We start from the raw sequence: 21920 nt of genomic DNA on the forward strand, positions 1-21920 counted from the left end.
CCGCAGAAAAGGCCTTACTCCGGCAGAATCCGCACCGCGCCCTTGTCCGCACTGGACGCAAAGGCCGCATAGGCCTTCAGCGCCGTGGTGACATTGCGCTTGCGCGGTGCTTCCGGCTTCCAGCCCAGCTCTTCCTGTTCGGCGCGGCGCGAAGCCAGTTCCGAATCCGCTACCCTGAGATTGATCGTGCGGTTCGGGATATCGATCTCGATCAGGTCACCCTGGCGTACGAGGCCGATTGCGCCGCCCTGCGCCGCTTCCGGCGAGGCGTGACCGATCGAGAGGCCAGAAGTGCCGCCCGAGAAACGACCGTCGGTGATCAGTGCGCAGGCTTTGCCGAGGCCCTTGGATTTCAGGTAGCTGGTCGGATAGAGCATTTCCTGCATGCCGGGGCCGCCCTTCGGGCCTTCATAACGGATGACGACGACGTCGCCCGCCTTGACCTCGTTGCCGAGAATGCCCTTCACCGCTGCGTCCTGGCTTTCGTAAACGACCGCCGGGCCGGTGAATTTCAGGATGGATTCGTCAACACCAGCCGTCTTCACGATGCAGCCGTCGAGCGCGATGTTGCCGTAAAGCACGGCCAGACCGCCATCCTTTGAGAACGGCTTTTCGACCGAGCGGATGACGCCGTTGTCGCTGTCGGTATCCAGATCGTCCCAACGCGAGGACTGGCTGAAAGCGACCTGCGTCGGCACGCCGCCCGGCGCTGCCTTGAAGAATTCGCGCACCGTCTCGCTGTTGGTGCGGGTGATGTCCCAGCGGTCAATGGCGTCGCCAAGCGTCGCTTCGTGCACCGTATAGGTATCGCGGTTGATGAGGCCGCCGCGTTCCAGCTCACCGAGAATACGCATGATGCCACCCGCACGGTGAACGTCTTCCATGTGCACGTCCTGCTTGGCAGGCGCGACCTTGGAAAGGCAGGGAACCTTGCGGGAAAGACGGTCGATGTCTTCCATGCCGAAATCGACACCGCCCTCATGCGCTGCCGCCAGAATATGCAGCACCGTATTGGTGGACCCCCCCATGGCGATATCCAGCGACATGGCGTTTTCAAACGCAGCCTTGTTGGCAATGGTGCGCGGCAGAACGGTCTCGTCGTCCTGCTCGTAATAACGGCGCGCCAGATCGACGATCAGGTGACCGGCCTCGACGAACAGGCGTTTGCGGTCCGAATGGGTGGCAAGCGTCGAACCGTTGCCGGGCAATGACAGGCCGAGCGCCTCGGTCAGACAGTTCATGGAATTGGCAGTGAACATGCCGGAACAGGAACCGCAGGTCGGGCAAGCGGAACGCTCGATGATCTTGACGTCCTCATCGGAAATCTTGTCGTCGGCAGCCGCGACCATGGCGTCAACCAGATCGAGCGCGACCGTCTTGCCGTGCAGAACGACCTTGCCGGCTTCCATCGGGCCGCCGGAAACGAAGACGGCGGGAATGTTGAGGCGCATGGCCGCATTCAACATGCCGGGCGTGATCTTGTCGCAGTTGGAAATGCACACCATCGCATCGGCGCAATGGGCATTGACCATGTATTCCACCGAGTCAGCGATGATCTCGCGCGACGGCAGCGAATAGAGCATGCCATCATGGCCCATGGCGATACCGTCATCGACCGCAATGGTATTGAATTCCTTGGCAACACCGCCGGCCGCCTCGATTTCGCGGGCAACCAGCTGGCCGAGATCTTTGAGATGCACATGGCCCGGCACGAACTGCGTGAAGGAATTGACCACGGCGATGATCGGCTTGCCGAAATCGCTATCCTTCATGCCGGTGGCGCGCCAGAGGCCGCGCGCGCCCGCCATGTTGCGGCCGTGGGTTGTCGTTCTGGAGCGATAGGCTGGCATGGTGTTTTCCTCGATCTCATGGCAAAGAGCGCATTTCCGCAAACGCGGTAAAAACAGCTCCTGCCCTATTTTGCGGTTTTTCTAGCGCAAACCGCAAGCCCTGTCACTGTCACCTTCAGGCAAAACAGTACGGTTCGGTACGGTACGCTGCTTCCCGGTGCAGCAATTCACGCGGCCACTTATCACAAATGCGCGATTTCCGCCGCCCGACCGTTGTTTTTGCGCGACGCGCTGAAACATATCTGTGCAGCAGCCGTATAGCCTATCATAATCGATTTATCGCCGATGCACCCGGCTTTTGTGGAGGTTGAAATGCCCGCCTATCGTCCGCCCCTGATCGCGGCTACAGAAATCACGCCGAAGAACATCTACCTGTCCAGACGCGGCTTCCTCGGTACGGCGGCGGGACTTGCGGCCATCGGGCTTGGCGGCCGCGAGGCAATTGCCGCTCCGCTTGCGGCGAAACCCGGCGCCTACAAGCTGGATGAAAAGCTCACCCCGCTCGACGCCGTCACCAGCTACAATAACTTCTACGAGTTCGGGGTGGGCAAATCCGACCCCAAGGAAAATTCCGGCAAGTTCAAGCCCACACCGTGGACCGTGAAGGTGGATGGCCTTGTCTCCAAACCACAGGAATTCGGCATCGAGGAGCTGATCAAATATCAGCTCGAAGAGCGCACCTATCGCATGCGCTGCGTCGAGGGCTGGTCGATGGTCATTCCGTGGATCGGTTTCCCCTTGGCTGCCCTTCTCGACAAGGTGGAGCCGCTTGGCAGCGCCAAATACGTCTCCTTCGAAACCGTGGTGCGGCCGGAGGAAATGCCCGGCCAGAGCGGCCTGTTTCAGCCTTTGTCCTGGCCCTATGTCGAGGGCCTGCGCCTCGATGAAGCACGCCACCCGCTGACCATCCTCGCCGTCGGCCTTTACGGCGAAACGCTGCCGAACCAGAACGGCGCGCCCATCCGGCTCGTCGTGCCGTGGAAATACGGCTTCAAGGGTATCAAATCCATCGTCCGGATCTCGCTCACCGAGAAACAGCCGGAAACGACGTGGAAAAACTCCAACGCCCGCGAATATGGCTTCTATTCCAACGTCAATCCGCATGTGGACCATCCGCGCTGGAGCCAGGCGACGGAACAGCGCATCGGCGAAGGCGGCTTTTTCGGCACCCAGAACCGCCCTACCCTGATGTTCAACGGTTATGACGAGGTGGCAAGCCTTTACGCCGGCATGGACCTGAAAGCGAATTATTGACCATGGCCCTCGCCTTTTCACTTCCATCGCTGCCGAAGCGTTACCAGCCGGCGGCTATCTGGTCGCTTTATGTGATCGGCCTCTGTCCCGGCGTCTGGTATTTCTACCTCGCCGCGACCGGCGGCCTCGGCTTTAATCCGGTCAAGGATTTCGAGCACCTGCTCGGCATCTGGGCGCTGCGCTTCCTCTGCCTCGGACTGCTGGTGACGCCGCTGCGGGACCTGTTCAATATCAACCTCATCGCCTATCGCCGCGCTCTGGGACTGATCGCCTTTTATTACGTGCTGGCGCATTTCACGGTCTATCTGGTGCTGGATCGCGGCCTGATCATCAGCTCCATCGCCGGCGATATTCTGAAGCGGCCCTATATCATGCTCGGCATGGCGGGGCTTACCATGCTCCTGCCCCTCGCGCTCACCTCCAACCGCTGGTCCATCCGCAAGCTCGGCAACCGCTGGAACACGCTGCACAAACTCGTCTATCTCGTGCTCATCGTCGGCGTGCTGCATTTCGTGCTGGCGCGAAAATCGATCACGCTGGAGCCTGTGTTTTATATCAGCACGATGGTCGTGCTGCTCGGATACCGGCTGGTGCGGCCCTCGATCATGTCGATGAAGAGGGCGAAACGCGCCAGACCCGTCCGGCCATAATGGCGGCGGCCCCAATCCCCGCGACATAACAGACTATATTCCACAGCGAAAAAACACGGCCGAGCAGCAAAGCGCCGGCTGTCGTTGCGCGAAACCCATCCAGCGCCGGGAAATGAACAAGCCGGACGAGTTCCACGAGGATAGCCGCAATAATCGCGGCATGGACCTCATAGCCACGCCAACGGTAGGGAAAGACGGTCGCCAGCAACAGATAAACCATCGCACCCCAGAGCACGGATCCGCCATATTTTACCGCCACGAACGGCAGTCCCACATCGTAACCGAAGGTCCGCAGGCAAAGGCCGCAGACGATCACCGCCATCGCCGCCGCCAGAAGCCGGATGCTGGCTAAATAAGATGGGGATACGCGCGGCAGGCCCATACGGCTTCCTTCGGGTTTTCGTATGAAAGGTGACTAACTGAGATCGGGGACGGAAATGAGCACAACAACAAGCCCGGCCGCAAGCCGCCTCTCCGTCCTGGACAATCTGCTCTGCGATACCTATCCCTGGGGCGAACTCAAGGGCATCAGGCGTTTTATCGTCGAGTTTCTGTATTTCGGCATCAAGGAGGCACGGGCCTGCATGTTCGCGGGCTTGTTCTTCGTCTCCATCTTCGTGGTGCCGCATGGCGGCGTGCTCGGCATCCCCCGATATGACGTGCTGCTGATCATTGCGCTCGGCATCCAGTTCTTCATGATCTGGAGCAGGCTCGAAACGCTTGACGAGGCCAAGGCCATCCTGCTGTTCCATATCGTCGGCTTCGCACTGGAAGTGTTCAAGACGTCGAGCGCCATCCAGTCATGGTCTTATCCGGATTTCGCCTACACCAAAGTGCTAGGCGTACCGCTGTTTTCCGGCTTCATGTATGCCGCCGTCGGCAGCTACATCATTCAGGCATGGCGGCTGCTGGATGTGCGCATTCGCCACTATCCGACCTACTGGATGGCAACCTTGATCGGCATCGCCATCTACGCCAACTTCTTCACCCATCACTTCATCGGCGATTACCGCTGGTACATCGCCGCCTGCGCCATCGGCCTCTATTCCCGCGCAACAGTCGTCTTTCGCCCCTACGATCGGGATCGAAAGATGCCGCTGCTCCTCGCCTTCATCCTGATCGGCTTTTTCGTCTGGCTGGCGGAAAATATCTCCACCTTCTTCGGTATCTGGAAATACCCCGATCAAATAGGCGCCTGGTCCGTCGTCCACATCGGAAAGTGGAGTTCATGGTCGCTGCTGGTCATCATGACTTTCACAATCGTCGCACATCTAAAGCACATCAAGGCCCGCATTCATATTCCGGAGTAAGATGGGCTCTCTCACAAAACGCCCGCGGATTTGCGCATGATCAATGAGCGAAGCAGCCATTTTTTCCACGTCGCTAAAAACAGATTTAATCTCGTTAGTTCTATGAACTTGGAGATTACCAGCTGTGGAGAAGCTTGAAAGAAAACTCAAAATCTGTCGCCTGTACTTATCTTATGCCCGTCTGCAGATTCACCGAACAAAGGCCAATTTCAATCCAGATCAACCCAGAATACCCGCAGGTGATCCACGCGGTGGAGAATGGACTGCAGTCAATCATTCGGGCTCGCAAGACGAAGTTCCTTCTTCGGAAAAAAATACCCCGAAGGTAGATTTACGCAAGGAAGAAAACTACCGTGGCGCGCATACGCTACGATACCATGTCGGCAAAACCGATATGGAAATACTACTGCGGATGGGACCTCCAGCAAGATGGTGGATGCCTCGACCCTTCGTTATGTATCGAAACGGCAGCTTCGACAGTTATGGAGATGCCGATTACTTTGTGAATAAAACTATTGCTCGCAATATCGAAACTGTAAGGCTTGTCTCCTCAGGTATCTTGCAACAAGCTTTTCTAATAACGAGATTCGGCCATCGCACAGGTGTCGCGACCGCCCGAACGGCTTTTATATCAATACGGCTTACCCCAGAAACGATGAGCCAATGAGGAAGAACGTCACCCCGCCCACCGTTTTCTTGAAGTTCACAAGCTATATGATCCAGGACTTCGAGTTGTTTGAAAGTCTCGACGCGGTACTGCTTTTTGGTCTCATGCATCTGACAAAAACGGAACGCAATGAACTCCTCGCATTTTTGCGATCCACACTGCGCCCAGATATCCCAAACAGTTTGATTGGAAAACTCTGGAACAAATCGAATGCCGAGTTCGGCAGCGATGACGACGGTATTCGTTGGCTGCTTCAACGTACTGCCGACTTGATTGAGAAGGATGACGGGACCGACGTTTACTACAACCGGCCATTTCGAAGTTAAAGTCGAGTGTTGCTCGAACATACGTCGTCCGAAACGCAAAACTTCCTTCAAGATCGAAAGGCCATTTAAGGACGCAAAAAGCCGGGCGATCTCTCGCCCGGCTTCTTTAACTCACGACGCCTCAAGGGCGCCAGACCTTATGCGGCTTCAGCAGCAGCAGCTTCTGCAGCAACGCGAGCCTTGTCGGCTGCGCCCTTGGCATCAACGTCGCGCTCAACGAATTCAACGACGGCGAGAGCCGCGTTGTCGCCCTGGCGGTAGCCGGCCTTCATGATACGCAGGTAGCCGCCATTGCGGGTTGCGTAACGCGAAGCGATCGCGTCGAACAGCTTGCGAACGGCGTCCTGATCCTTGATCTGCGAGATCGCCTGACGACGAGCGTGCAGGTCGCCGCGCTTGCCGAGGGTCACGAGACGCTCGACGATCGGACGGATTTCCTTCGCCTTCGGAAGGGTGGTGACGATCTGCTCATGGGTGATGAGCGAAGCAGCCATGTTGGCAAACATTGCCTTGCGGTGGCTGGCGGTTCTATTGAGCTTGCGGCCTGAATTTCCGTGGCGCATTGCTATTCTCCTTGTACGCAGGTTCCTGTCCGGACCTGCCGTTTCCTGGCACATGCAGGTGACTTACCTGCTGTTTGACGGGGAAAGGCAGTCTTTAAAGGGTCTGCCTTTTTGATTGTTAGTACTGGTCTTCGTAACGCTTGGCGAGATCTTCGATGTTCTCAGGCGGCCATGCCGGTACTTCCATACCGAGGTGCAGACCCATGGAAGCGAGAACTTCCTTGATTTCGTTCAGCGACTTGCGACCGAAGTTCGGCGTGCGAAGCATTTCGGCTTCGGTCTTCTGGATCAGGTCGCCGATGTAAACGATGTTGTCGTTCTTCAGGCAGTTTGCCGAACGAACGGACAGCTCGAGTTCATCGACCTTCTTGAGAAGCGCCGGGTTGAACGCGAGTTCGGTAACCGATTCTTCTTCTGCTTCCTTCTGCGGCTCGTCGAAGTTGACGAAGACGCCCAGCTGGTCCTGAAGAATGCGAGCGGCGAAGGCAACGGCGTCTTCGCCGGAAACCGAACCGTTGGTCTCGATCGTCATGATCAGCTTGTCATAGTCGAGAACCTGGCCTTCACGGGTGTTTTCCACCTTGTAGGACACTTTCTTGACCGGAGAATAGAGGCTGTCCACCGGAATGAGGCCGATCGGGGCATCTTCCGCGCGGTTGCGCTCAGCCGGTACGTAACCCTTGCCGTTGTTGACGGTGAATTCCATGCGGATTTCAGCGCCATCATCAAGCGTGCAGATCACGTGGTCGGGGTTCAGGATCTCGATGTCGCCAACCGTCTGGATGTCACCAGCGGTTACGGCACCCGGACCCTGCTTGCGCACGACCATGCGCTTGGAATCATCGCCGTCCATCTTGATGGCGATTTCCTTGATGTTGAGCACGATATCCGTCACATCTTCCCGAACGCCGGGGATGGAGGAGAATTCGTGCAGGACACCGTCGATCTGCACGGCCGTTACAGCGGCGCCACGCAGAGAAGATAACAGAACGCGACGCAGCGCGTTGCCGAGGGTAAGACCGAAACCACGCTCCAGCGGCTCGGCAACGAGCGTTGCCTTGGTGCGGCTGGACGAGGTGAACTCGACCTTGTTCGGCTTGATAAGTTCCTGCCAGTTCTTCTGAATCATCTTTAAACCTTCCGTTCGCCGCCACCATCCAATCGTGACGGACCGAGCATGAAAACACCGAGAGGAACCTAATTCAGTGGTTCATCGGTGGGTTCTTGAGCGCAAGTCCGTCGATCGAAATCGACGCGCACACGCCAGATACACGAAAATTCCGCCTGACCCGGGGAAAGGCGGAATTTCCGAACCACGGTCGCGTCAGACGCGGCGCTTCTTGCGCGGACGGCAACCGTTGTGCGGGATCGGCGTCACGTCGCGAATGGAGGTGATCATGAAACCGGCAGCCTGCAGGGCGCGAAGTGCCGATTCACGGCCGGAACCCGGACCGCAAACTTCAACTTCAAGCGACTTCATGCCGTGTTCCTGAGCCTTCTTCGCGCAATCTTCAGCAGCGATCTGGGCAGCGAACGGGGTCGACTTACGCGAACCCTTGAAGCCCTTGGCACCAGCAGACGACCAGGCAATAGCATTGCCCTGTGCGTCGGTGATGGTGATCATCGTGTTGTTGAAGGTCGAGTTGACGTGCGCGACGCCCGACGTGATATTTTTACGTTCGCGACGGCGAACGCGTGCGGCTTCCTTGGCCATTTTATACCTTTCATTGATCTCTTCACCGCCGTAACACCAGCGGCTACACCGGCGATCGACCCGTATCCGGGCTTCACGCCAAACCCAGAAAGGCTGGCGCGGACTGCACCAGCCTCCCCTTTCCGGAGAACCGGAAAATTACTTCTTCTTACCAGCGATAGCCTTCGCCGGACCCTTGCGGGTGCGGGCGTTGGTGTGCGTGCGCTGACCGCGGACCGGAAGGCCACGACGGTGACGCAGGCCGCGGTAGCAGCCGAGGTCCATCAAACGCTTGATGTTCATCGACGTGTCGCGACGCAGGTCACCTTCGACCTGGTAGTCGCGGTCGATGGCTTCGCGGATCTGAAGAACTTCAGCATCCGTCAGCTGATGAACGCGCTTGTCAGCCGGAAGACCGACCTTGTCCATGATTTCCTGCGCGAATTTCGGACCAATCCCGTGAATGTAGGTCAGCGCAATAACAACGCGCTTCGCAGTCGGGATGTTGACGCCAGCGATACGTGCCACGTCTTTTCTCCTTGGTTCCAGTTGCCATCCGGCAAGTGGTGATTCCATTCGAGCGGCCGAGACCGCCAGTTCAAAATTGATGTCCGTGACAAGTCAAAACGACCAAACCCGGATCTCCCTTCCCTCAAGGAAATCCGCGCCAGTCGCTTGGGATGTCGCGAGTTGGCGCGGTGTTTAACGGAATCAGCGCAAAAAAGCAACCGGCTCCGCCAAGATTCTTTTACGATCCAAAGGATCAGTCGCCATGCGGCAGCGAGATATGGGCAAGAACACAACAGCCTCGCCCATCCGCTCCATCGATCAGGCGGAGGCTTTCTCGAGAACGCGCTCGATTGCCTCGGTGACGGCATCGACGTCAGCCATGCCATCCAGTGTTACGAGCTCGCCCTGTTCGCTGTAATAGGCAGACAGCGGCGCAGTCTTCTCGCGATATTCCGTCAGGCGCTTGCGAAATGCTTCCGGATTGTCATCCGAGCGAACCGTGCCGCCGGCGGCAATGGTTTCAGCCACACGGTTTTCGATTCGGCGAATCAACGCCTCTTCGTCGACCTTCAGTTCGATAACGGCATCAAGGACCAGATTCTTTTTGCGCATGTTGTCTGCAAGCGCCTTGGCCTGCGGAACGGTGCGCGGATAGCCGTCCAGAATAAAGCCCTTGGCACAGTCCGGCGCTTCGATGCGTTCGGAAACGATCTGATTGACGATATCGTCGGAAACAAGCCCGCCGGCGTCCATGACCGCCTTGGCGCGTTTGCCGATTTCGGTGCCCGCGCTGACCGCAGCGCGAAGCATGTCACCGGTGGAAAGCTGCGGGATCCCGTACTTGTCCGTCAGCCGTTTGGCCTGGGTTCCCTTGCCCGCACCCGGCGGACCCAAAAATATCAGTCTCATCGTCCCCTCTTTCCTCCACGCAACTTCGACTTCTTGATCAGCCCTTCATATTGCTGCGCGATCAGGTGACCCTGAATCTGCGCAACCGTATCCAGAGTTACACTGACAACGATCAAAAGCGAAGTACCACCAAGGGCTAATGGAATGCCCGTGCGTGCGATAAGTGTCTCAGGAAGGATACACACGAAGACCAGATAAATCGCGCCGACCACGGTGATACGGGTCAGGACGTAATCAATGTACTCCGCGGTGCGCTCGCCCGGACGAATACCCGGGATGAAGCCGCCATGCTTCTTGAGGTTATCTGCGGTGTCCTTCGGATTGAAGACGATCGCCGTATAGAAGAACGCAAAGAACGCAATCAGCAGGCCATAAAGGGCCATGAACAGCGGCTGTCCATGCTGCAGCGACGCGATGATCGACGTCGCCCAGCCCGGCAGGTTGGTGTTGCCTGCAAAACCCGCAGCCGTCGCCGGCAGGAGCAGCAGCGAAGATGCGAAGATCGCGGGAATGACGCCGGCCGTATTGAGCTTCAGCGGCAGATGCGAAGTATCGCCCTGGAACATCCGGTTACCGACCTGTCGCTTCGGATATTGAATGAGCAGACGGCGCTGGGCGCGCTCCACGAAGACGATAAGCGCGATGACACCGATGGCGACCACGACAACCATCAGGATGAGCGGGGTCGAAAGCGCACCGGTACGGCCGAGTTCGAGCGTGCCGGCAAGCGCCTTGGGCAGGCCTGCGGCAATACCCGCGAAGATGATCAGCGAAATACCGTTGCCAATACCGCGCGAGGTGATCTGTTCACCGAGCCACATCAGGAACATCGTGCCGCCGAGCAGCGTGATGACGGTGGAAACGCGGAAGAACCAGCCAGGATCGACCACAAGGCCGTTGCCGCTTTCAAGGCCGACCGCAATGCCATAGGCCTGCAGCGTGCCGAGCAGCACCGTGCCGTAGCGCGTATACTGGTTGATGATCTTGCGGCCGGCTTCGCCTTCCTTCTTCAACGCTTCGAGCGACGGCACGACCGAGGTCATGAGCTGCACGATGATCGAAGCGGAGATGTAAGGCATGATGCCGAGCGCGAAGATCGCCATGCGCTCGACGGCGCCACCCGCAAACATGTTGAAAAGACCGAGAATACCGTTGGCCTGGCCACGGAAGGCCTGCGCATAGGCTTCTGGGTTCAGGCCCGGAAGCGGAATGTGGGTGCCGAGACGGTAGACGAGAAGTGCGGCAAGAGTAAACCAGAGACGCTTTTTCAGATCCTCCGCCTTAGCGAAGGTCGAAAAATTCAGGTTCGAAGCCAGTTGTTCCGCTGCTGAAGCCATAAATTTCTCCGAATGACCCTTGCCAGCCAGCGCAACCGGCCGATGCGGAAAGGTCTAAAAGATACTGGTCAAAACCGGGCTTCGGACAAATGCGGCTCTCGACCGCCATCATGCCTCACCCTGTTTTTTATGTCCTATCCCCTCCCCTACGGAAGTTCAAGAACTGTGAGGCTCTCCCTGCAGCACTTTCTGCCGCAAGCGGGGCCAAGGAAGCACACCGCGAAGAGATTGCCCTGATGCTCTATAAATCGATTTAGATCGAAAGCACCATAGGCCAGGGAGCGCAAACGCCCGGAGCGACGAGCCCCGGGCGTCTGAAGTCTATATATTACTCGGCGGCTTCTGCTGCAACTGCGAGAAGCTTGATCGAACCGCCAGCCTTTTCGATCTTTTCGATTGCGGGCTTGGAAGCACCGGCAACTTCGAAAGCGACCTTGGCCTTCAGCTCGCCGTCGGCGAGAATGCGAACGCCGTCCTTGGCGCGACGGATAACGCCGGCAGCCTTGAGAGCAGCGGCATCGATCGTTGCGGAAGCGTCAAGCTTCTTGGCGTCGATGGCGGTCTGAATGCGGCCGAGCGATACGACAACATATTCGGAAGCGAAGATGTTGTTGAAACCGCGCTTCGGCAGACGACGGTAGATTGGCATCTGACCGCCTTCAAAACCGTTGATGGCGACGCCCGAACGAGCCTTCTGACCCTTTACACCGCGACCACCGGTCTTGCCCTTGCCGGAACCGATACCGCGACCTACGCGGATACGATCCTTGGAGGCGCCTTCGTTGTCTCTGATTTCATTGAGTTTCATGATAGGTTACTCCGTCTCACTTCTCGTCAACGACGCGAACGAGATGCTGGACCGCACGGATCATGCCGCGAACCGCAGGAGTATCTTCCAGGGTGCGCTGACGATGCATCTTGTTGAGACCCAGACCGACCAGCGTCTGACGCTGGATTGCCGGGCGGCGAATAGGGCTGCCGATCTGTTCGACCGTAACAGTCTTCTTGGCTTCAGTAGTCTTCTTGGCCATGATCCAGCTCCTTATTCTTCAGAAGCGTTGCCGGAGGCGGCACGGCGAGCCTGAAGCGTCGCATACTTGAGACCGCGCTGTGCAGCGATGTCCTTCGGATGAACCTGATGCTTCAGAGCGTCGAACGTTGCGCGAACCATGTTGTACGGGTTCGAAGAACCGGTCGACTTGGCAACAACGTCGTGAACACCCAGGGTTTCGAAAACAGCGCGCATCGGGCCACCGGCGATGATACCGGTACCGGCCTTGGCCGAACGCAGCAGAACCTTGCCTGCGCCGTGACGGCCATTGACGTCGTGATGCAGCGTGCGGCCATCGCGCAGCGGAACGAAGATCAGATCGCGCTTGGCGCTCTCGGTAGCCTTACGGATGGCTTCCGGAACTTCGCGAGCCTTGCCGTGACCGAAGCCAACGCGGCCCTTCTGGTCGCCGACGACGACGAGAGCGGCGAAGCCGAAGCGACGGCCACCCTTAACAACCTTTGCAACGCGGTTGATCGCGACCAGCTTGTCGACGAATTCGCTATCGCGCTCTTCACGGTTCTGGCGATCGTCGCGAGAACCTCTTTTTTCCTGTGCCATTGTCCTTGTCCTTTTTCTTTTACGGGTGGAACGGCAAACGAAAAGACCACCGGCCTCTTTGAGGAGACCCGCATGGCCCGGTGAAATTCCGCCCGGATCGTTGTCCGGGCGGAAAAAAATCAGAAGTTCAGACCGCTTTCACGGGCAGCGTCTGCCAGGGCCTTGATGCGGCCGTGATAGATGAACGCGCCACGATCGAATACGACATCCTTGACGCCAGCCTTGACGCCACGCTCGGCAACCAGCTTGCCTACGACAGCTGCTGCTGCAACGTCGGCGCCGGTCTTGAGCGAGCCGCGCAGATCTGCCTCGAGCGTTGAGGCAGACGCAAGCGTCTTGCCAGCAACGTCATCGATGATCTGGGCGTAGATGTTCTTCGACGAGCGATGAACCGACAGGCGCGGGCGGCCGTTGGCAACCGCCTTGATCTGGCGGCGCACACGGCTCGCGCGACGTGCAAGTGCTTCTTTCCTGCTAGCCATTTCGCGTGATCCTTACTTCTTCTTGCCTTCTTTGCGGACAATACGCTCTTCAGCGTACTTCACGCCCTTACCCTTGTAGGGCTCGGGACCGCGGTATTCGCGGATTTCCGCGGCTACCTGGCCAACCTGCTGCTTGTTGATGCCGGAAACGATGATTTCCGTCGGCTTCGGAACGGCAATGGTGATGCCGACCGGCGGCTCGTAAACAACGTCATGGGAAAAGCCGAGAGCCAGCTGCAGGTTCTTGCCCTGCATGGCGGCACGGTAACCGACGCCGTTGATTTCGAGCTTGCGCTCGTAACCGTCCTTAACACCCTTGAAGATGTTCTCGATCATCGTGCGGGACATGCCCCACTTCGAACGAGCTTCCTTGGTGCCGTTAGCCGGCGTTACGGAAACGCCGTTATCTTCGAGCTTCAGCTGAATGTCGTCGTTAGCGACGAAAAACAGTTCACCCTTCGGGCCCTTCGCAGTGACCTTCTGGCCGTCGACATTGGCCGTCACACCTGCGGGAACCGGAACGGGCTTTTTACCGATACGAGACATTATTCAATCCTGTCTGTTCGTTATGGAGATCCTTGCTCGGGTCTTAGAAGACCGAGCAAAGAACCTCGCCACCAACGTTCTGTTCGCGAGCCTGGTGATCGGCCATCACGCCCTTCGGGGTCGAAAGGATGGTGATGCCGAGGCCGTTCGCGACCTGCGGAATGGACTTTACCGAGACATAAACCCGGCGGCCCGGCTTGGAAACGCGGCCGATCTCACGGATCACGGACGCGCCTTCGTAGTACTTCAGCTCGATCGTGAATTCGGACTTGCCGTTTTCGAAATCGACCTTGGAATAACCGCGAATGTAGCCTTCAGCCTGCAGCACGTCGAGAACGCGTGCGCGGAGGCTGGAAGCAGGCGTGCTTACCGCAGACTTGCGGCGAGCGGCACCATTGCGGATGCGGGTGAGCATATCACCCAAAGGATCAGTCATGGTCATGTGCCCGTCTCCTTACCAGCTCGACTTGACAATGCCCGGCACCTTGCCGGAATTGCCCAGCTCACGAAGCGCGATACGCGACATCTTGAGCTTGCGATAGAACGCGCGCGGACGGCCCGTTACTTCGCAGCGGTTGCGGATACGCGTCTTCGAGCCGTCACGCGGCAGCGAAGCGAGCTTCAGAGTGGCCTTGAACCGGTCTTCGATCGGAAGGGACTGGTTCATCACGATCGCCTTCAGTGCAGCGCGCTTGGCGGCCTGCTGGGCGACCGACTTGCGGCGGCGCTTGTTCTTTTCAACTGCGCTTGTTTTCGCCATATCGGAGTTCCTTTTCTACGCTCGTCGTTACGGTTAGTGACGGAACGGGAAGTTGAACTCTGTCAGCAGAGCCCGAGCTTCGTCGTCCGACGTCGCCGTCGTGCAAACGATGATGTCCATGCCCCACATCTGATCAACCTTATCGTAGTTGATCTCAGGGAACACAATGTGTTCCTTGATGCCCATGGCGAAGTTGCCACGGCCGTCAAAGCTCTTCGGGTTCAGGCCCCGGAAGTCGCGAACGCGCGGCAGCGCGATGTTGACCAGACGATCAAGGAATTCGTACATGCGTGCGCCACGAAGAGTAACCTTCGCACCGATCGGCATGCCTTCGCGAACCTTGAAACCAGCGATCGAGTTGCGAGCGCGGGTAACGACCGGCTTCTGGCCGGCAATTGCAGCCAGATCGGCGGCAGCAATCGTGGGCTTCTTGGAGTCGGCAGTTGCCTCGCCAACACCCATGTTGATCACGATCTTTTCAAGCTTCGGGATCATCATCACGTTGGCGTAGGAGAACTTCTCCTGCATGGCGCCACGGATACGGGAAACGTATTCCGTCTTGAGACGCGGCTCGTACTTATCAGCCATCGATCACTTCTCCCGAACGCTTGGCCACGCGGACCTTCTTGCCATCCACAACAGAGAAACCAACGCGGGTCGGCTTGCCATCCTTGTCGACGATGGCGATGTTGGAGATGTGCAAGGATGCTTCCTTGTTGATGATGCCGGCTTCCTGTGCCTGGGTCTGGCGCTGGTGACGCTTCACCATGTTTACGCCACGCACAACGGCACGGTCTTCTTTCGGCATCACCTGGATTACTTCGCCGGTACGGCCCTTGTCCTTACCGGTCAATACGACAACCTTGTCGCCTTTACGAATTTTCTGCATCGCTATAGCTCCTTACAGCACTTCTGGAGCCAGCGAGATGATCTTCATGTGGTTCTTGGCGCGAAGTTCGCGCGGAACCGGTCCGAAGATACGGGTGCCGATCGGCTCTTTCTTGTTGTCGATAAGAACGGCTGCGTTGTTATCGAAACGGATGACGCTGCCGTCAGCGCGGCGGATGTCCTTGGCGGTGCGAACGACAACCGCCTTCATCACGTCGCCCTTCTTGACGCGGCCGCGCGGAATAGCTTCCTTGATGGAAACGACAATAATGTCGCCAACAGAAGCATATTTGCGCTTCGAGCCGCCCAGCACCTTGATGCACATGACACGACGTGCGCCGGAATTATCCGCCACGTCGAGGTTTGTTTGCATCTGAATCATGTCAGGTCGCCTTCTTGTTGTTACCGGAACGGTTGGGCAAACTCTCCCGAGTAAGCCCCCTGCCCCAGCTTATGAATATATCTTCGTCTTGCGCGGAAATGTCGTGACAGGGTGGTTTCCTAAAAGGACCTTCCGTGCGCATCAAAGCAAAAGACGCTCGATTCACGAGCGTCCTTGCGGTGCTTCATACAGGAATTCGCGCCAAGTTCAAGAGACCCGGCGCGATTCTGATGAAATTAAGCCTGGGCGGATACAACCGTCCAGCGCTTGTCCTTGGAGATCGGTGCGCATTCCTCGATGGAAACGACATCGCCGACCTTATACTGATTGTTTTCGTCGTGCGCCTTGTACTTCTTCGAACGGCGAACGGTCTTCTGAAGCAGCGGGTGAGCGAATCGACGCTCAACGCGGACAACGACAGTCTTCTCGTTCTTGTCGGACACTACGACGCCCTGCAGAATGCGTTTCGGCATATTATTTTTCCTTAGGCCTTGGCTTCTGCCGCCTTCTGGCGGGCAATGGTTTTAACGCGGGCGATATCCTTGCGGACTTCGTTGATGCGCGAGGACTTTTCCAGCTGGCCAGTCGCCTTCTGGAAGCGCAGGTTGAACTGCTCCTTCTTCAGATCGGCGAGCTTGTCCTTGAGCTGGTCGGCGCTGAGGCCGCGAACTTCATCGGCTTTCATGTGCCTTGCTCCTTACTCTGCGATGCGCTGTACGAAGCGCGTCTTGACCGAGAGCTTGGCAGCGCCGAGACGAAGCGCCTCACGGGCGATCTCCTCGGTAACACCGTCGATCTCGAACATCATACGACCGGGCTTGACCTTGCATGCCCAGTAATCGACCGAACCCTTGCCCTTACCCATACGAACTTCGGTCGGCTTGGCCGTAACCGGAACGTCTGGGAATACGCGGATCCACACACGACCTGCGCGCTTCATGTAACGCGTGATCGCGCGGCGGGCCGCTTCGATCTCGCGTGCATTCACGCGGTTCGGTTCCTGCGACTTCAAGCCGAATTCACCGAATGCCAGGTCAAAGCCGCCCTTGGCGACGCCTTTGATGCGTCCCTTGAACTGCTTACGGTACTTAGTACGCTTTGGCTGCAACATTTTCTTACTTCTCCGAGCTTATCTTTCGCCAGCGTCAATCAAGCGTTTTCGCGACGACGATCGGAACGATCGCCACGCTCACGGCTTGCAGGGCCCTGTGCGTCGCCTTCGAGACCGCGACGCTCAGAAGCCATCGGATCGTGCTCAAGGATTTCGCCCTTGAAGATCCAGACCTTGATGCCGCAGATACCGAATGCGGTTTCAGCTTCGGCTGTGCCGTAGTCGATGTCCGCACGCAGCGTGTGCAACGGAACGCGACCTTCGCGGTACCATTCGGTACGAGCGATTTCTGCACCACCGAGACGGCCGCCGCAGGTGATCTTGATGCCTTCGGCGCCAAGACGCATTGCGGACTGAACAGCACGCTTCATCGCACGGCGGAAAGCCACGCGGCGCTCGAGCTGCTGAGCGATCGACTGGGCAACCAGCGTCGCGTCGATTTCCGGCTTGCGCACTTCAACGATGTTGAGGTGCGTTTCGGAGTTGGTCATCTCGGAAAGCTTCTTGCGAAGCTTCTCGATGTCTGCACCCTTCTTGCCGATGATCAGACCCGGACGAGCCGAGTGGATCGTGACGCGGCACTTCTTGTGCGGACGCTCGATGACGACCTTGGCGATGCCGGCCTGCTTGAGTTCCTTGATCAGGTAAGCCCGGATCTTCAGGTCTTCATGCAGAAGCTTGCCGTATTCAGCGGTGTCAGCGTACCAGCGGCTGTCCCAGGTACGGTTGATGCCGAGGCGGAAGCCGATCGGATTGATTTTCTGACCCATTATGCGGCCTCCCCTTTTTCCTCAACTTCACGAACAACGATCGTGAGGTGAGAGAACGGCTTTTCAATGCGGGAAGCACGACCACGGCCACGGGCGTGGAAACGCTTCATGGTGATGGACTTGCCAACATAGGCCTCGGCGACGACGAGAGCGTCGACGTCGAGGTCATGGTTGTTTTCCGCATTGGCAATTGCAGATTCGAGCGTCTTCTTGACGGTGCCTGCAATGCGCTTGCGGGAGAATTCGAGCTCGGCGAGAGCGCGATCAACCTTCTTGCCACGGATAAGAGCGGCAACCAGGTTCAGTTTCTGGGGGCTGACGCGGAGCGTACGGGCAATGGCCTGAGCCTCATTGTCCTTCAGCCGGCGTTCGGTCTTAGCCTTCGCCATGATTACTTCCTCTTTGCCTTCTTGTCCGCGCCGTGACCGTAATAGGTACGGGTCGGAGAGAATTCACCGAACTTGTGTCCGACCATGTCTTCGTTGACGGAGACGGGCACATGCTTGCTGCCGTTGTAGACGCCGAACGTCAGACCAACGAACTGCGGCAGGATCGTGGAGCGACGGCTCCAGATCTTGATTACTTCGTTACGTCCGCTCTCGCGCACCTTCTCAGCCTTGGTGAGAAGATAGCCGTCAACAAACGGACCTTTCCATACTGAACGAGCCATTAGTGACTACCTCTCTTACTTCTTACGCTGATGGCGCGAGCGCATGATGAACTTGTCGGTCGACTTGTTCGAACGGGTGCGCTTGCCCTTCGTGGGCTTGCCCCACGGAGTAACCGGGTGGCGACCACCCGACGTGCGACCTTCACCACCACCGTGCGGGTGGTCGACCGGGTTCATGACGACGCCGCGAACGTGCGGACGCTTGCCACGCCAACGCGAACGACCGGCTTTACCGTCGTTGATGTTGCCGTGATCCGAGTTCGAAACAGCGCCGATCGATGCGAGGCAGGAGCCGTGCACCAGACGCTGTTCGCCCGAGTTGAGACGCAGGATGGCCATACCGGCATCGCGGCCGACGAGCTGGACATACGTACCGGCGGAGCGAGCGATCTGACCGCCCTTGCCCGGCTTCATCTCGACGTTGTGGATGATCGAACCAACAGGAATGTACTGAAGCGGCATGGTGTTGCCGGGCTTCACGTCCACTGCCTTGTCGGAGGCGATCACCTTGTCACCGGCAGCGAGACGCTGTGGCGCGAGAATGTAAGCCTGTTCGCCGTCGGTATACGTAACCAGCGCGATGAACGCGGTGCGGTTGGGGTCGTATTCCAAACGTTCAACGGTGCCTTCAACGTCGAACTTGCGACGCTTGAAGTCAACCAGACGGTAGGTCCGCTTGTGACCGCCACCCTGGAAACGGACGGTGATCCGGCCCTGGTTGTTACGGCCACCCTTGGAGCTGAGGCCCTGGGTGAGAGCCTTTACCGGCTTGCCCTTGTAGAGCGAAGCGCGGTCCACGATAACCAGCTGACGCTGGCTCGGCGTGGTCGGATTGAAACTTTTCAATGCCATATTCTTGTTCCCTTTTGGGTCTTTGCCCGCTTGGGCCTAACCTTTAGAGTCCGGTGGACACGTCGATGGATTGACCTTCGGCGAGCGTAACGACGGCTTTCTTGACGTCCTTAAGCTTACCGGCGAACCCACGGAAACGACGGGTCTTACCCTTGCGGATAAGCGTGTTCACAGCCGTGACTTTGACGCCGAAGAGAGCTTCCACGGCAGCCTTGATTTCAGGCTTGGAAGCGCTTTTGGCGACGTTGAATACGACCTGGTTCTGTTCGGATACCAGCGTCGACTTTTCCGTGATCGAAGGAGATACGATCACATCGTAGTGGCGAAGATCCGTCATTTGAACCGCTCCTCCAGAGCCTCTACAGCAGCCTTGGAAAGCACCAGCTTGCCACGGCGCAGGATGTCGTAAACATTGATGCCCTGTACCGGCAGAACGTCCACATTCGGGATGTTCTGAGCAGCGAGCTTGAAGTTGCCATCAAGTTCGGCGCCACCGATTACGAGAGCGTTGGTCAGGCCAAGCGAAGCGAAGCTGCCCAGCAGAGCCTTGGTCTTTGCTTCGGACGCGACCAGCTGATCGACGATGATCAGTTCTTCAGCCTTCAGCTTTGCAGACAGGGCGTGACGCAGAGCAAGCGCACGAACCTTCTTGGGAAGGTCATGTGCGTGGCTGCGAACGACCGGGCCGTGGGCCTTGCCGCCGCCGCGGAACTGCGGTGCGCGAGCCGAATGGTGACGAGCGCGGCCCGTACCCTTCTGCTTGTACATCTTCGCGCCGGTGCGGGAAACTTCCGACCGGTTCTTGGACTTGTGGGTTCCCTGCTGCTTCTTTGCAAGCTGCCAGCGAACCATACGGGCCAGGATGTCCTGGCGGGGGTCGAGGCCGAAGATCTCATCCGACAGAGAAACCTTGCCGGCGTCTTTTCCCTCGAGGGTTTTGACGTTCAATTCCATGATAAGGCTCCCTTACTTCGCAGCCGACTTGACGGCGTCGCGGACGATGATCCAGGAACCCTTCGAGCCGGGAACTGCACCCTTCACGAGGATGAGGCCACGGTCTTCATCGGTCGAAACGACTTCGAGGTTCTGGGTCGTAACGCGCGTCTGGCCCATATGACCAGCCATGCGCTTGCCCTTCCAGACGCGGCCCGGATCCTGGTTGTTACCGGTCGAACCGTGTGCACGGTGCGATACGGAGTTACCGTGCGAAGCGCGGCCACCACCGAAGTTGTGACGCTTCATAGCACCGGCAAAACCTTTACCGATCGTGGTTCCAGTGACGTCGACCAGCTGGCCGGACTGAAAATGATTTGCGGTCAGTGTTGCACCGATGTCGATCAGGTTCTCGGGGGAAACCCGGAACTCGACGAGCTTGGCTTTCGGCTCGACGTTGGCAGCGGCAAAATGACCGCGAAGCGCCTTCGTCGTGTTCTTGACCTTGGACTGGCCGGCACCGAGCTGAACTGCGGTGTAGCCATTCTTGTCTTCCGTGCGCTGGGCAACGACTTGTACGTTATCCAGTCGCAATACTGTTACAGGGATATGTTCACCTGCGTCGTTATAGACGCGTGTCATACCCACTTTCTGTGCAATCACACCTGAACGCATTGGTTCATCCTCTTGCGAGCCTTGAAGGGAAAACCCTCTCTGGCCTTTGTTAAGGAGTGCCCTTCGACATCTCACGATGTTTCCGGTCTCCGGTTTGGAAGTCGTTGGATTTCTCCACGTACCTTCCTTGTTATTGGCCTTCACCCGAGGGTGAAGCCCGGCCTTGTTACTTCAGCCCTCACCTTGGATGGATCGGGCCGGGTCTTAGAGCTTGATTTCCACGTCAACGCCAGCAGCGAGGTCGAGCTTCATCAAAGCATCGACAGTCTGCGGGGTGGGGTCAACGATATCGAGAAGACGCTTGTGCGTCCGCATTTCGAACTGTTCACGGCTCTTCTTATCAACGTGGGGAGAGCGGTTGACGGTAAACTTTTCGATGCGGGTGGGGAGCGGAACCGGGCCGCGAACGCTGGCGCCGGTGCGCTTTGCGGTCGACACGATTTCACGGGTAGAGGCATCGAGGATCCGGTGATCGAACGCCTTGAGGCGGATACGGATATTCTGGCCGTTCATTCGTCTTGTCCTTGTTCTTTGTTATTCGTTTCCGCACGCGGAAACACATGAACTTCTATTGATCGTGGCGCCGCAGATTTTCAAAAATCGAGAGGGATGAGCGTTACACCCCAATCATTTCGGTAGTCTGTATTGCTAAAAACACCGCGCTCCGCAATCGCTTGCGAATCCAGCGGTGATTGTGAGTGCGCGTTTACGCGCTTTCACCGAATTTTTCAAGCACTAAAAATGCAACGCCGCCAGGCTTTTTACTAAAAGGCCGGCGGCGGTGTTGTTCACACCGCCGCCAGTCAGAATTTCAATGGTCGAAATTACTCGACGATCGAAGCCACGATGCCGGCGCCGACGGTACGGCCGCCTTCGCGGATAGCGAAGCGCAGCTTTTCTTCCATCGCGATCGGAACGATCAGCTCGACGTCAACGGTGACGTTGTCGCCAGGCATAACCATTTCCGTGCCTTCCGGAAGCGTAACGATGCCCGTTACGTCCGTCGTGCGGAAGTAGAACTGCGGACGGTAGTTCGTGAAGAACGGCGTATGACGGCCGCCTTCTTCCTTCGTCAGGATGTAGGCTTCTGCCTTGAACTTCTTGTGCGGCTTGACCGAACCCGGCTTGCACAGGATCTGGCCACGCTCGACGCCGTCACGGTTAACACCG

At 57.8% G+C, this 21920-nt stretch carries 34 protein-coding genes and 1 pseudogene; 5 read left to right on the forward strand and 30 right to left on the reverse strand.

Translation table 11 applies throughout. The annotated features are described in order from the left end of the window. Positions 1-14: 14 nt before the first annotated feature. Complete coding sequence (ilvD, locus tag CFB10_RS03560) at positions 15-1850, reverse strand: dihydroxy-acid dehydratase (protein WP_026364171.1); 1836 nt, start codon at positions 1848-1850, stop codon at positions 15-17. A 312-nt stretch (positions 1851-2162) separates the two neighbouring features. Here ilvD and msrP point away from each other — a divergent pair, with 312 nt between their 5' ends. Further along, positions 2163-3104 carry a protein-methionine-sulfoxide reductase catalytic subunit MsrP gene (gene msrP, locus CFB10_RS03565; protein ID WP_026364172.1) on the forward strand — a complete coding sequence of 314 codons (942 nt, stop codon included), beginning with the start codon at positions 2163-2165 and terminating at the stop codon, positions 3102-3104. A 2-nt stretch (positions 3105-3106) separates the two neighbouring features. Beyond that, complete coding sequence (gene msrQ / locus CFB10_RS03570) at positions 3107-3754, forward strand: protein-methionine-sulfoxide reductase heme-binding subunit MsrQ (protein WP_020012903.1); 648 nt, start codon at positions 3107-3109, stop codon at positions 3752-3754. On the opposite strand, the gene CFB10_RS03575 is transcribed toward msrQ, so the two are convergent. Further along, positions 3708-4136 (reverse strand): DUF2809 domain-containing protein, encoded by a 429-nt coding sequence (locus CFB10_RS03575; protein WP_020012904.1) that lies wholly within the window; start codon positions 4134-4136, stop codon positions 3708-3710. The two genes, msrQ and CFB10_RS03575, sit on opposite strands and share 47 nt — an antisense overlap. Before the next feature lie 55 nt (positions 4137-4191). Here CFB10_RS03575 and CFB10_RS03580 point away from each other — a divergent pair, with 55 nt between their 5' ends. From CFB10_RS03580 to CFB10_RS03585, 3 genes are all read left to right on the forward strand, one after another. Next, a complete protein-coding gene (locus CFB10_RS03580) occupies positions 4192-5064 on the forward strand; it encodes a DUF817 domain-containing protein (RefSeq protein ID WP_020012905.1) in 873 nt (290 codons plus the stop codon). 124 nt (positions 5065-5188) lie between these two features. Then, positions 5189-5731 (forward strand): hypothetical protein, encoded by a 543-nt coding sequence (locus CFB10_RS23650; protein ID WP_141097698.1) that lies wholly within the window; start codon positions 5189-5191, stop codon positions 5729-5731. After that, on the forward strand, positions 5728-6057 hold the full coding sequence (locus tag CFB10_RS03585) for a hypothetical protein (RefSeq protein ID WP_020012906.1): 330 nt from the start codon (positions 5728-5730) through the stop codon (positions 6055-6057). Before CFB10_RS23650 ends, CFB10_RS03585 begins: the two co-directional genes overlap by 4 nt. 137 nt (positions 6058-6194) lie before the next feature. Here CFB10_RS03585 and rplQ read toward each other — a convergent pair whose 3' ends face one another. From rplQ to tuf, 28 genes and pseudogenes are all read right to left on the reverse strand, one after another. Further along, entirely contained in the window at positions 6195-6620 is a 426-nt protein-coding gene (rplQ, locus tag CFB10_RS03590) for a 50S ribosomal protein L17 (RefSeq protein WP_006313985.1), read from the reverse strand. Positions 6621-6738: 118 nt separating this feature from the next. Then, positions 6739-7749 (reverse strand): DNA-directed RNA polymerase subunit alpha, encoded by a 1011-nt coding sequence (locus tag CFB10_RS03595; RefSeq protein ID WP_003495228.1) that lies wholly within the window; start codon positions 7747-7749, stop codon positions 6739-6741. Positions 7750-7944: 195 nt separating this feature from the next. Next, the gene (gene rpsK / locus CFB10_RS03600; RefSeq protein ID WP_003495225.1) at positions 7945-8334 is read right to left on the reverse strand and encodes a 30S ribosomal protein S11; all 390 of its coding nucleotides are present in this window, start codon (positions 8332-8334) and stop codon (positions 7945-7947) included. A 138-nt stretch (positions 8335-8472) separates the two neighbouring features. Continuing rightward, a complete protein-coding gene (gene rpsM / locus CFB10_RS03605) occupies positions 8473-8841 on the reverse strand; it encodes a 30S ribosomal protein S13 (protein ID WP_003507791.1) in 369 nt (122 codons plus the stop codon). 300 nt (positions 8842-9141) lie between these two features. Continuing rightward, entirely contained in the window at positions 9142-9732 is a 591-nt protein-coding gene (locus CFB10_RS03610; RefSeq protein ID WP_003507790.1) for an adenylate kinase, read from the reverse strand. Beyond that, entirely contained in the window at positions 9729-11069 is a 1341-nt protein-coding gene (secY, locus tag CFB10_RS03615) for a preprotein translocase subunit SecY (RefSeq protein ID WP_020012909.1), read from the reverse strand. Before secY ends, CFB10_RS03610 begins: the two co-directional genes overlap by 4 nt. 328 nt (positions 11070-11397) lie before the next feature. Beyond that, positions 11398-11877 (reverse strand): 50S ribosomal protein L15, encoded by a 480-nt coding sequence (rplO, locus tag CFB10_RS03620; protein WP_003521009.1) that lies wholly within the window; start codon positions 11875-11877, stop codon positions 11398-11400. A gap of 16 nt (positions 11878-11893) precedes the next feature. Beyond that, positions 11894-12100 (reverse strand): 50S ribosomal protein L30, encoded by a 207-nt coding sequence (rpmD, locus tag CFB10_RS03625; RefSeq protein ID WP_003495212.1) that lies wholly within the window; start codon positions 12098-12100, stop codon positions 11894-11896. A gap of 11 nt (positions 12101-12111) precedes the next feature. Then, the gene (rpsE, locus tag CFB10_RS03630; protein ID WP_003495208.1) at positions 12112-12681 is read right to left on the reverse strand and encodes a 30S ribosomal protein S5; all 570 of its coding nucleotides are present in this window, start codon (positions 12679-12681) and stop codon (positions 12112-12114) included. Positions 12682-12800: 119 nt separating this feature from the next. Further along, positions 12801-13163 (reverse strand): 50S ribosomal protein L18, encoded by a 363-nt coding sequence (gene rplR, locus CFB10_RS03635; RefSeq protein WP_003507787.1) that lies wholly within the window; start codon positions 13161-13163, stop codon positions 12801-12803. A gap of 12 nt (positions 13164-13175) precedes the next feature. Further along, the gene (gene rplF, locus CFB10_RS03640) at positions 13176-13709 is read right to left on the reverse strand and encodes a 50S ribosomal protein L6 (RefSeq protein WP_003495204.1); all 534 of its coding nucleotides are present in this window, start codon (positions 13707-13709) and stop codon (positions 13176-13178) included. Positions 13710-13752: 43 nt separating this feature from the next. Beyond that, positions 13753-14151: a 30S ribosomal protein S8 gene (gene rpsH, locus CFB10_RS03645; protein WP_003507786.1), complete on the reverse strand. Its 399-nt coding sequence runs from the start codon at positions 14149-14151 to the stop codon at positions 13753-13755. Positions 14152-14163: 12 nt separating this feature from the next. Further along, positions 14164-14469 (reverse strand): 30S ribosomal protein S14, encoded by a 306-nt coding sequence (rpsN, locus tag CFB10_RS03650; RefSeq protein ID WP_003507785.1) that lies wholly within the window; start codon positions 14467-14469, stop codon positions 14164-14166. A gap of 33 nt (positions 14470-14502) precedes the next feature. Further along, positions 14503-15057, reverse strand: coding sequence for a 50S ribosomal protein L5 (gene rplE, locus CFB10_RS03655; RefSeq protein WP_003507784.1), 555 nt, complete (start codon positions 15055-15057; stop codon positions 14503-14505). Continuing rightward, a complete protein-coding gene (gene rplX / locus CFB10_RS03660; RefSeq protein ID WP_003495200.1) occupies positions 15050-15358 on the reverse strand; it encodes a 50S ribosomal protein L24 in 309 nt (102 codons plus the stop codon). The genes rplE and rplX overlap by 8 nt, the downstream gene beginning before the upstream one ends. Before the next feature lie 12 nt (positions 15359-15370). Next, a complete protein-coding gene (rplN, locus tag CFB10_RS03665) occupies positions 15371-15739 on the reverse strand; it encodes a 50S ribosomal protein L14 (RefSeq protein WP_003495199.1) in 369 nt (122 codons plus the stop codon). A 236-nt stretch (positions 15740-15975) separates the two neighbouring features. Beyond that, positions 15976-16212: a 30S ribosomal protein S17 gene (rpsQ, locus tag CFB10_RS03670; protein ID WP_003495195.1), complete on the reverse strand. Its 237-nt coding sequence runs from the start codon at positions 16210-16212 to the stop codon at positions 15976-15978. A gap of 11 nt (positions 16213-16223) precedes the next feature. Then, positions 16224-16424, reverse strand: a complete 201-nt coding sequence (gene rpmC / locus CFB10_RS03675; protein ID WP_003495193.1) for a 50S ribosomal protein L29 — start codon at positions 16422-16424, stop codon at positions 16224-16226. 12 nt (positions 16425-16436) lie between these two features. Beyond that, entirely contained in the window at positions 16437-16850 is a 414-nt protein-coding gene (rplP, locus tag CFB10_RS03680) for a 50S ribosomal protein L16 (RefSeq protein WP_003507774.1), read from the reverse strand. A 38-nt stretch (positions 16851-16888) separates the two neighbouring features. Beyond that, a complete protein-coding gene (gene rpsC / locus CFB10_RS03685; RefSeq protein WP_003507773.1) occupies positions 16889-17620 on the reverse strand; it encodes a 30S ribosomal protein S3 in 732 nt (243 codons plus the stop codon). After that, complete coding sequence (gene rplV, locus CFB10_RS03690; RefSeq protein ID WP_003495184.1) at positions 17620-18009, reverse strand: 50S ribosomal protein L22; 390 nt, start codon at positions 18007-18009, stop codon at positions 17620-17622. Before rplV ends, rpsC begins: the two co-directional genes overlap by 1 nt. A 2-nt stretch (positions 18010-18011) precedes the next feature. Continuing rightward, positions 18012-18290, reverse strand: a complete 279-nt coding sequence (gene rpsS, locus CFB10_RS03695; protein WP_003507772.1) for a 30S ribosomal protein S19 — start codon at positions 18288-18290, stop codon at positions 18012-18014. Positions 18291-18305: 15 nt separating this feature from the next. Further along, positions 18306-19142, reverse strand: coding sequence for a 50S ribosomal protein L2 (gene rplB / locus CFB10_RS03700; RefSeq protein ID WP_003507771.1), 837 nt, complete (start codon positions 19140-19142; stop codon positions 18306-18308). 43 nt (positions 19143-19185) lie between these two features. Next, positions 19186-19479 (reverse strand): 50S ribosomal protein L23, encoded by a 294-nt coding sequence (locus CFB10_RS03705; protein ID WP_003495178.1) that lies wholly within the window; start codon positions 19477-19479, stop codon positions 19186-19188. Further along, positions 19476-20096: a 50S ribosomal protein L4 gene (gene rplD / locus CFB10_RS03710; RefSeq protein WP_003495173.1), complete on the reverse strand. Its 621-nt coding sequence runs from the start codon at positions 20094-20096 to the stop codon at positions 19476-19478. Before rplD ends, CFB10_RS03705 begins: the two co-directional genes overlap by 4 nt. 12 nt (positions 20097-20108) lie before the next feature. Beyond that, on the reverse strand, positions 20109-20750 hold the full coding sequence (gene rplC, locus CFB10_RS03715) for a 50S ribosomal protein L3 (protein WP_003507769.1): 642 nt from the start codon (positions 20748-20750) through the stop codon (positions 20109-20111). 204 nt (positions 20751-20954) lie between these two features. Further along, positions 20955-21263 carry a 30S ribosomal protein S10 gene (gene rpsJ / locus CFB10_RS03720; protein ID WP_003507767.1) on the reverse strand — a complete coding sequence of 103 codons (309 nt, stop codon included), beginning with the start codon at positions 21261-21263 and terminating at the stop codon, positions 20955-20957. 311 nt (positions 21264-21574) lie between these two features. Then, positions 21575-21920: pseudogene (gene tuf, locus CFB10_RS03725) on the reverse strand (elongation factor Tu); the annotation flags it as partial.

The organism is Agrobacterium sp. 719_389 (assembly GCF_900188475.1).
GTDB classification, from domain to species: domain Bacteria; phylum Pseudomonadota; class Alphaproteobacteria; order Rhizobiales; family Rhizobiaceae; genus Agrobacterium; species Agrobacterium radiobacter.

Coding starts and splice junctions, on each gene's coding strand:
- ilvD (WP_026364171.1), bottom strand. CDS start 1,850: ATGCCAGCCTATCGCTCCAGAACGACAACCCACGGCCGCAACATGGCG.
- msrP (WP_026364172.1), top strand. CDS start 2,163: ATGCCCGCCTATCGTCCGCCCCTGATCGCGGCTACAGAAATCACGCCG.
- msrQ (WP_020012903.1), top strand. CDS start 3,107: ATGGCCCTCGCCTTTTCACTTCCATCGCTGCCGAAGCGTTACCAGCCG.
- CFB10_RS03575 (WP_020012904.1), bottom strand. CDS start 4,136: ATGGGCCTGCCGCGCGTATCCCCATCTTATTTAGCCAGCATCCGGCTT.
- CFB10_RS03580 (WP_020012905.1), top strand. CDS start 4,192: ATGAGCACAACAACAAGCCCGGCCGCAAGCCGCCTCTCCGTCCTGGAC.
- CFB10_RS03585 (WP_020012906.1), top strand. CDS start 5,728: ATGAGGAAGAACGTCACCCCGCCCACCGTTTTCTTGAAGTTCACAAGC.
- rplQ (WP_006313985.1), bottom strand. CDS start 6,620: ATGCGCCACGGAAATTCAGGCCGCAAGCTCAATAGAACCGCCAGCCAC.
- CFB10_RS03595 (WP_003495228.1), bottom strand. CDS start 7,749: ATGATTCAGAAGAACTGGCAGGAACTTATCAAGCCGAACAAGGTCGAG.
- rpsK (WP_003495225.1), bottom strand. CDS start 8,334: ATGGCCAAGGAAGCCGCACGCGTTCGCCGTCGCGAACGTAAAAATATC.
- CFB10_RS03610 (WP_003507790.1), bottom strand. CDS start 9,732: ATGAGACTGATATTTTTGGGTCCGCCGGGTGCGGGCAAGGGAACCCAG.
- secY (WP_020012909.1), bottom strand. CDS start 11,069: ATGGCTTCAGCAGCGGAACAACTGGCTTCGAACCTGAATTTTTCGACC.
- rplO (WP_003521009.1), bottom strand. CDS start 11,877: ATGAAACTCAATGAAATCAGAGACAACGAAGGCGCCTCCAAGGATCGT.
- rpmD (WP_003495212.1), bottom strand. CDS start 12,100: ATGGCCAAGAAGACTACTGAAGCCAAGAAGACTGTTACGGTCGAACAG.
- rpsE (WP_003495208.1), bottom strand. CDS start 12,681: ATGGCACAGGAAAAAAGAGGTTCTCGCGACGATCGCCAGAACCGTGAA.
- rplR (WP_003507787.1), bottom strand. CDS start 13,163: ATGGCTAGCAGGAAAGAAGCACTTGCACGTCGCGCGAGCCGTGTGCGC.
- rplF (WP_003495204.1), bottom strand. CDS start 13,709: ATGTCTCGTATCGGTAAAAAGCCCGTTCCGGTTCCCGCAGGTGTGACG.
- rpsH (WP_003507786.1), bottom strand. CDS start 14,151: ATGACCATGACTGATCCTTTGGGTGATATGCTCACCCGCATCCGCAAT.
- rpsN (WP_003507785.1), bottom strand. CDS start 14,469: ATGGCGAAAACAAGCGCAGTTGAAAAGAACAAGCGCCGCCGCAAGTCG.
- rplE (WP_003507784.1), bottom strand. CDS start 15,057: ATGGCTGATAAGTACGAGCCGCGTCTCAAGACGGAATACGTTTCCCGT.
- rplX (WP_003495200.1), bottom strand. CDS start 15,358: ATGCAGAAAATTCGTAAAGGCGACAAGGTTGTCGTATTGACCGGTAAG.
- rplN (WP_003495199.1), bottom strand. CDS start 15,739: ATGATTCAGATGCAAACAAACCTCGACGTGGCGGATAATTCCGGCGCA.
- rpsQ (WP_003495195.1), bottom strand. CDS start 16,212: ATGCCGAAACGCATTCTGCAGGGCGTCGTAGTGTCCGACAAGAACGAG.
- rpmC (WP_003495193.1), bottom strand. CDS start 16,424: ATGAAAGCCGATGAAGTTCGCGGCCTCAGCGCCGACCAGCTCAAGGAC.
- rplP (WP_003507774.1), bottom strand. CDS start 16,850: ATGTTGCAGCCAAAGCGTACTAAGTACCGTAAGCAGTTCAAGGGACGC.
- rpsC (WP_003507773.1), bottom strand. CDS start 17,620: ATGGGTCAGAAAATCAATCCGATCGGCTTCCGCCTCGGCATCAACCGT.
- rplV (WP_003495184.1), bottom strand. CDS start 18,009: ATGGCGAAGGCTAAGACCGAACGCCGGCTGAAGGACAATGAGGCTCAG.
- rpsS (WP_003507772.1), bottom strand. CDS start 18,290: ATGGCTCGTTCAGTATGGAAAGGTCCGTTTGTTGACGGCTATCTTCTC.
- rplB (WP_003507771.1), bottom strand. CDS start 19,142: ATGGCATTGAAAAGTTTCAATCCGACCACGCCGAGCCAGCGTCAGCTG.
- CFB10_RS03705 (WP_003495178.1), bottom strand. CDS start 19,479: ATGACGGATCTTCGCCACTACGATGTGATCGTATCTCCTTCGATCACG.
- rplD (WP_003495173.1), bottom strand. CDS start 20,096: ATGGAATTGAACGTCAAAACCCTCGAGGGAAAAGACGCCGGCAAGGTT.
- rplC (WP_003507769.1), bottom strand. CDS start 20,750: ATGCGTTCAGGTGTGATTGCACAGAAAGTGGGTATGACACGCGTCTAT.
- rpsJ (WP_003507767.1), bottom strand. CDS start 21,263: ATGAACGGCCAGAATATCCGTATCCGCCTCAAGGCGTTCGATCACCGG.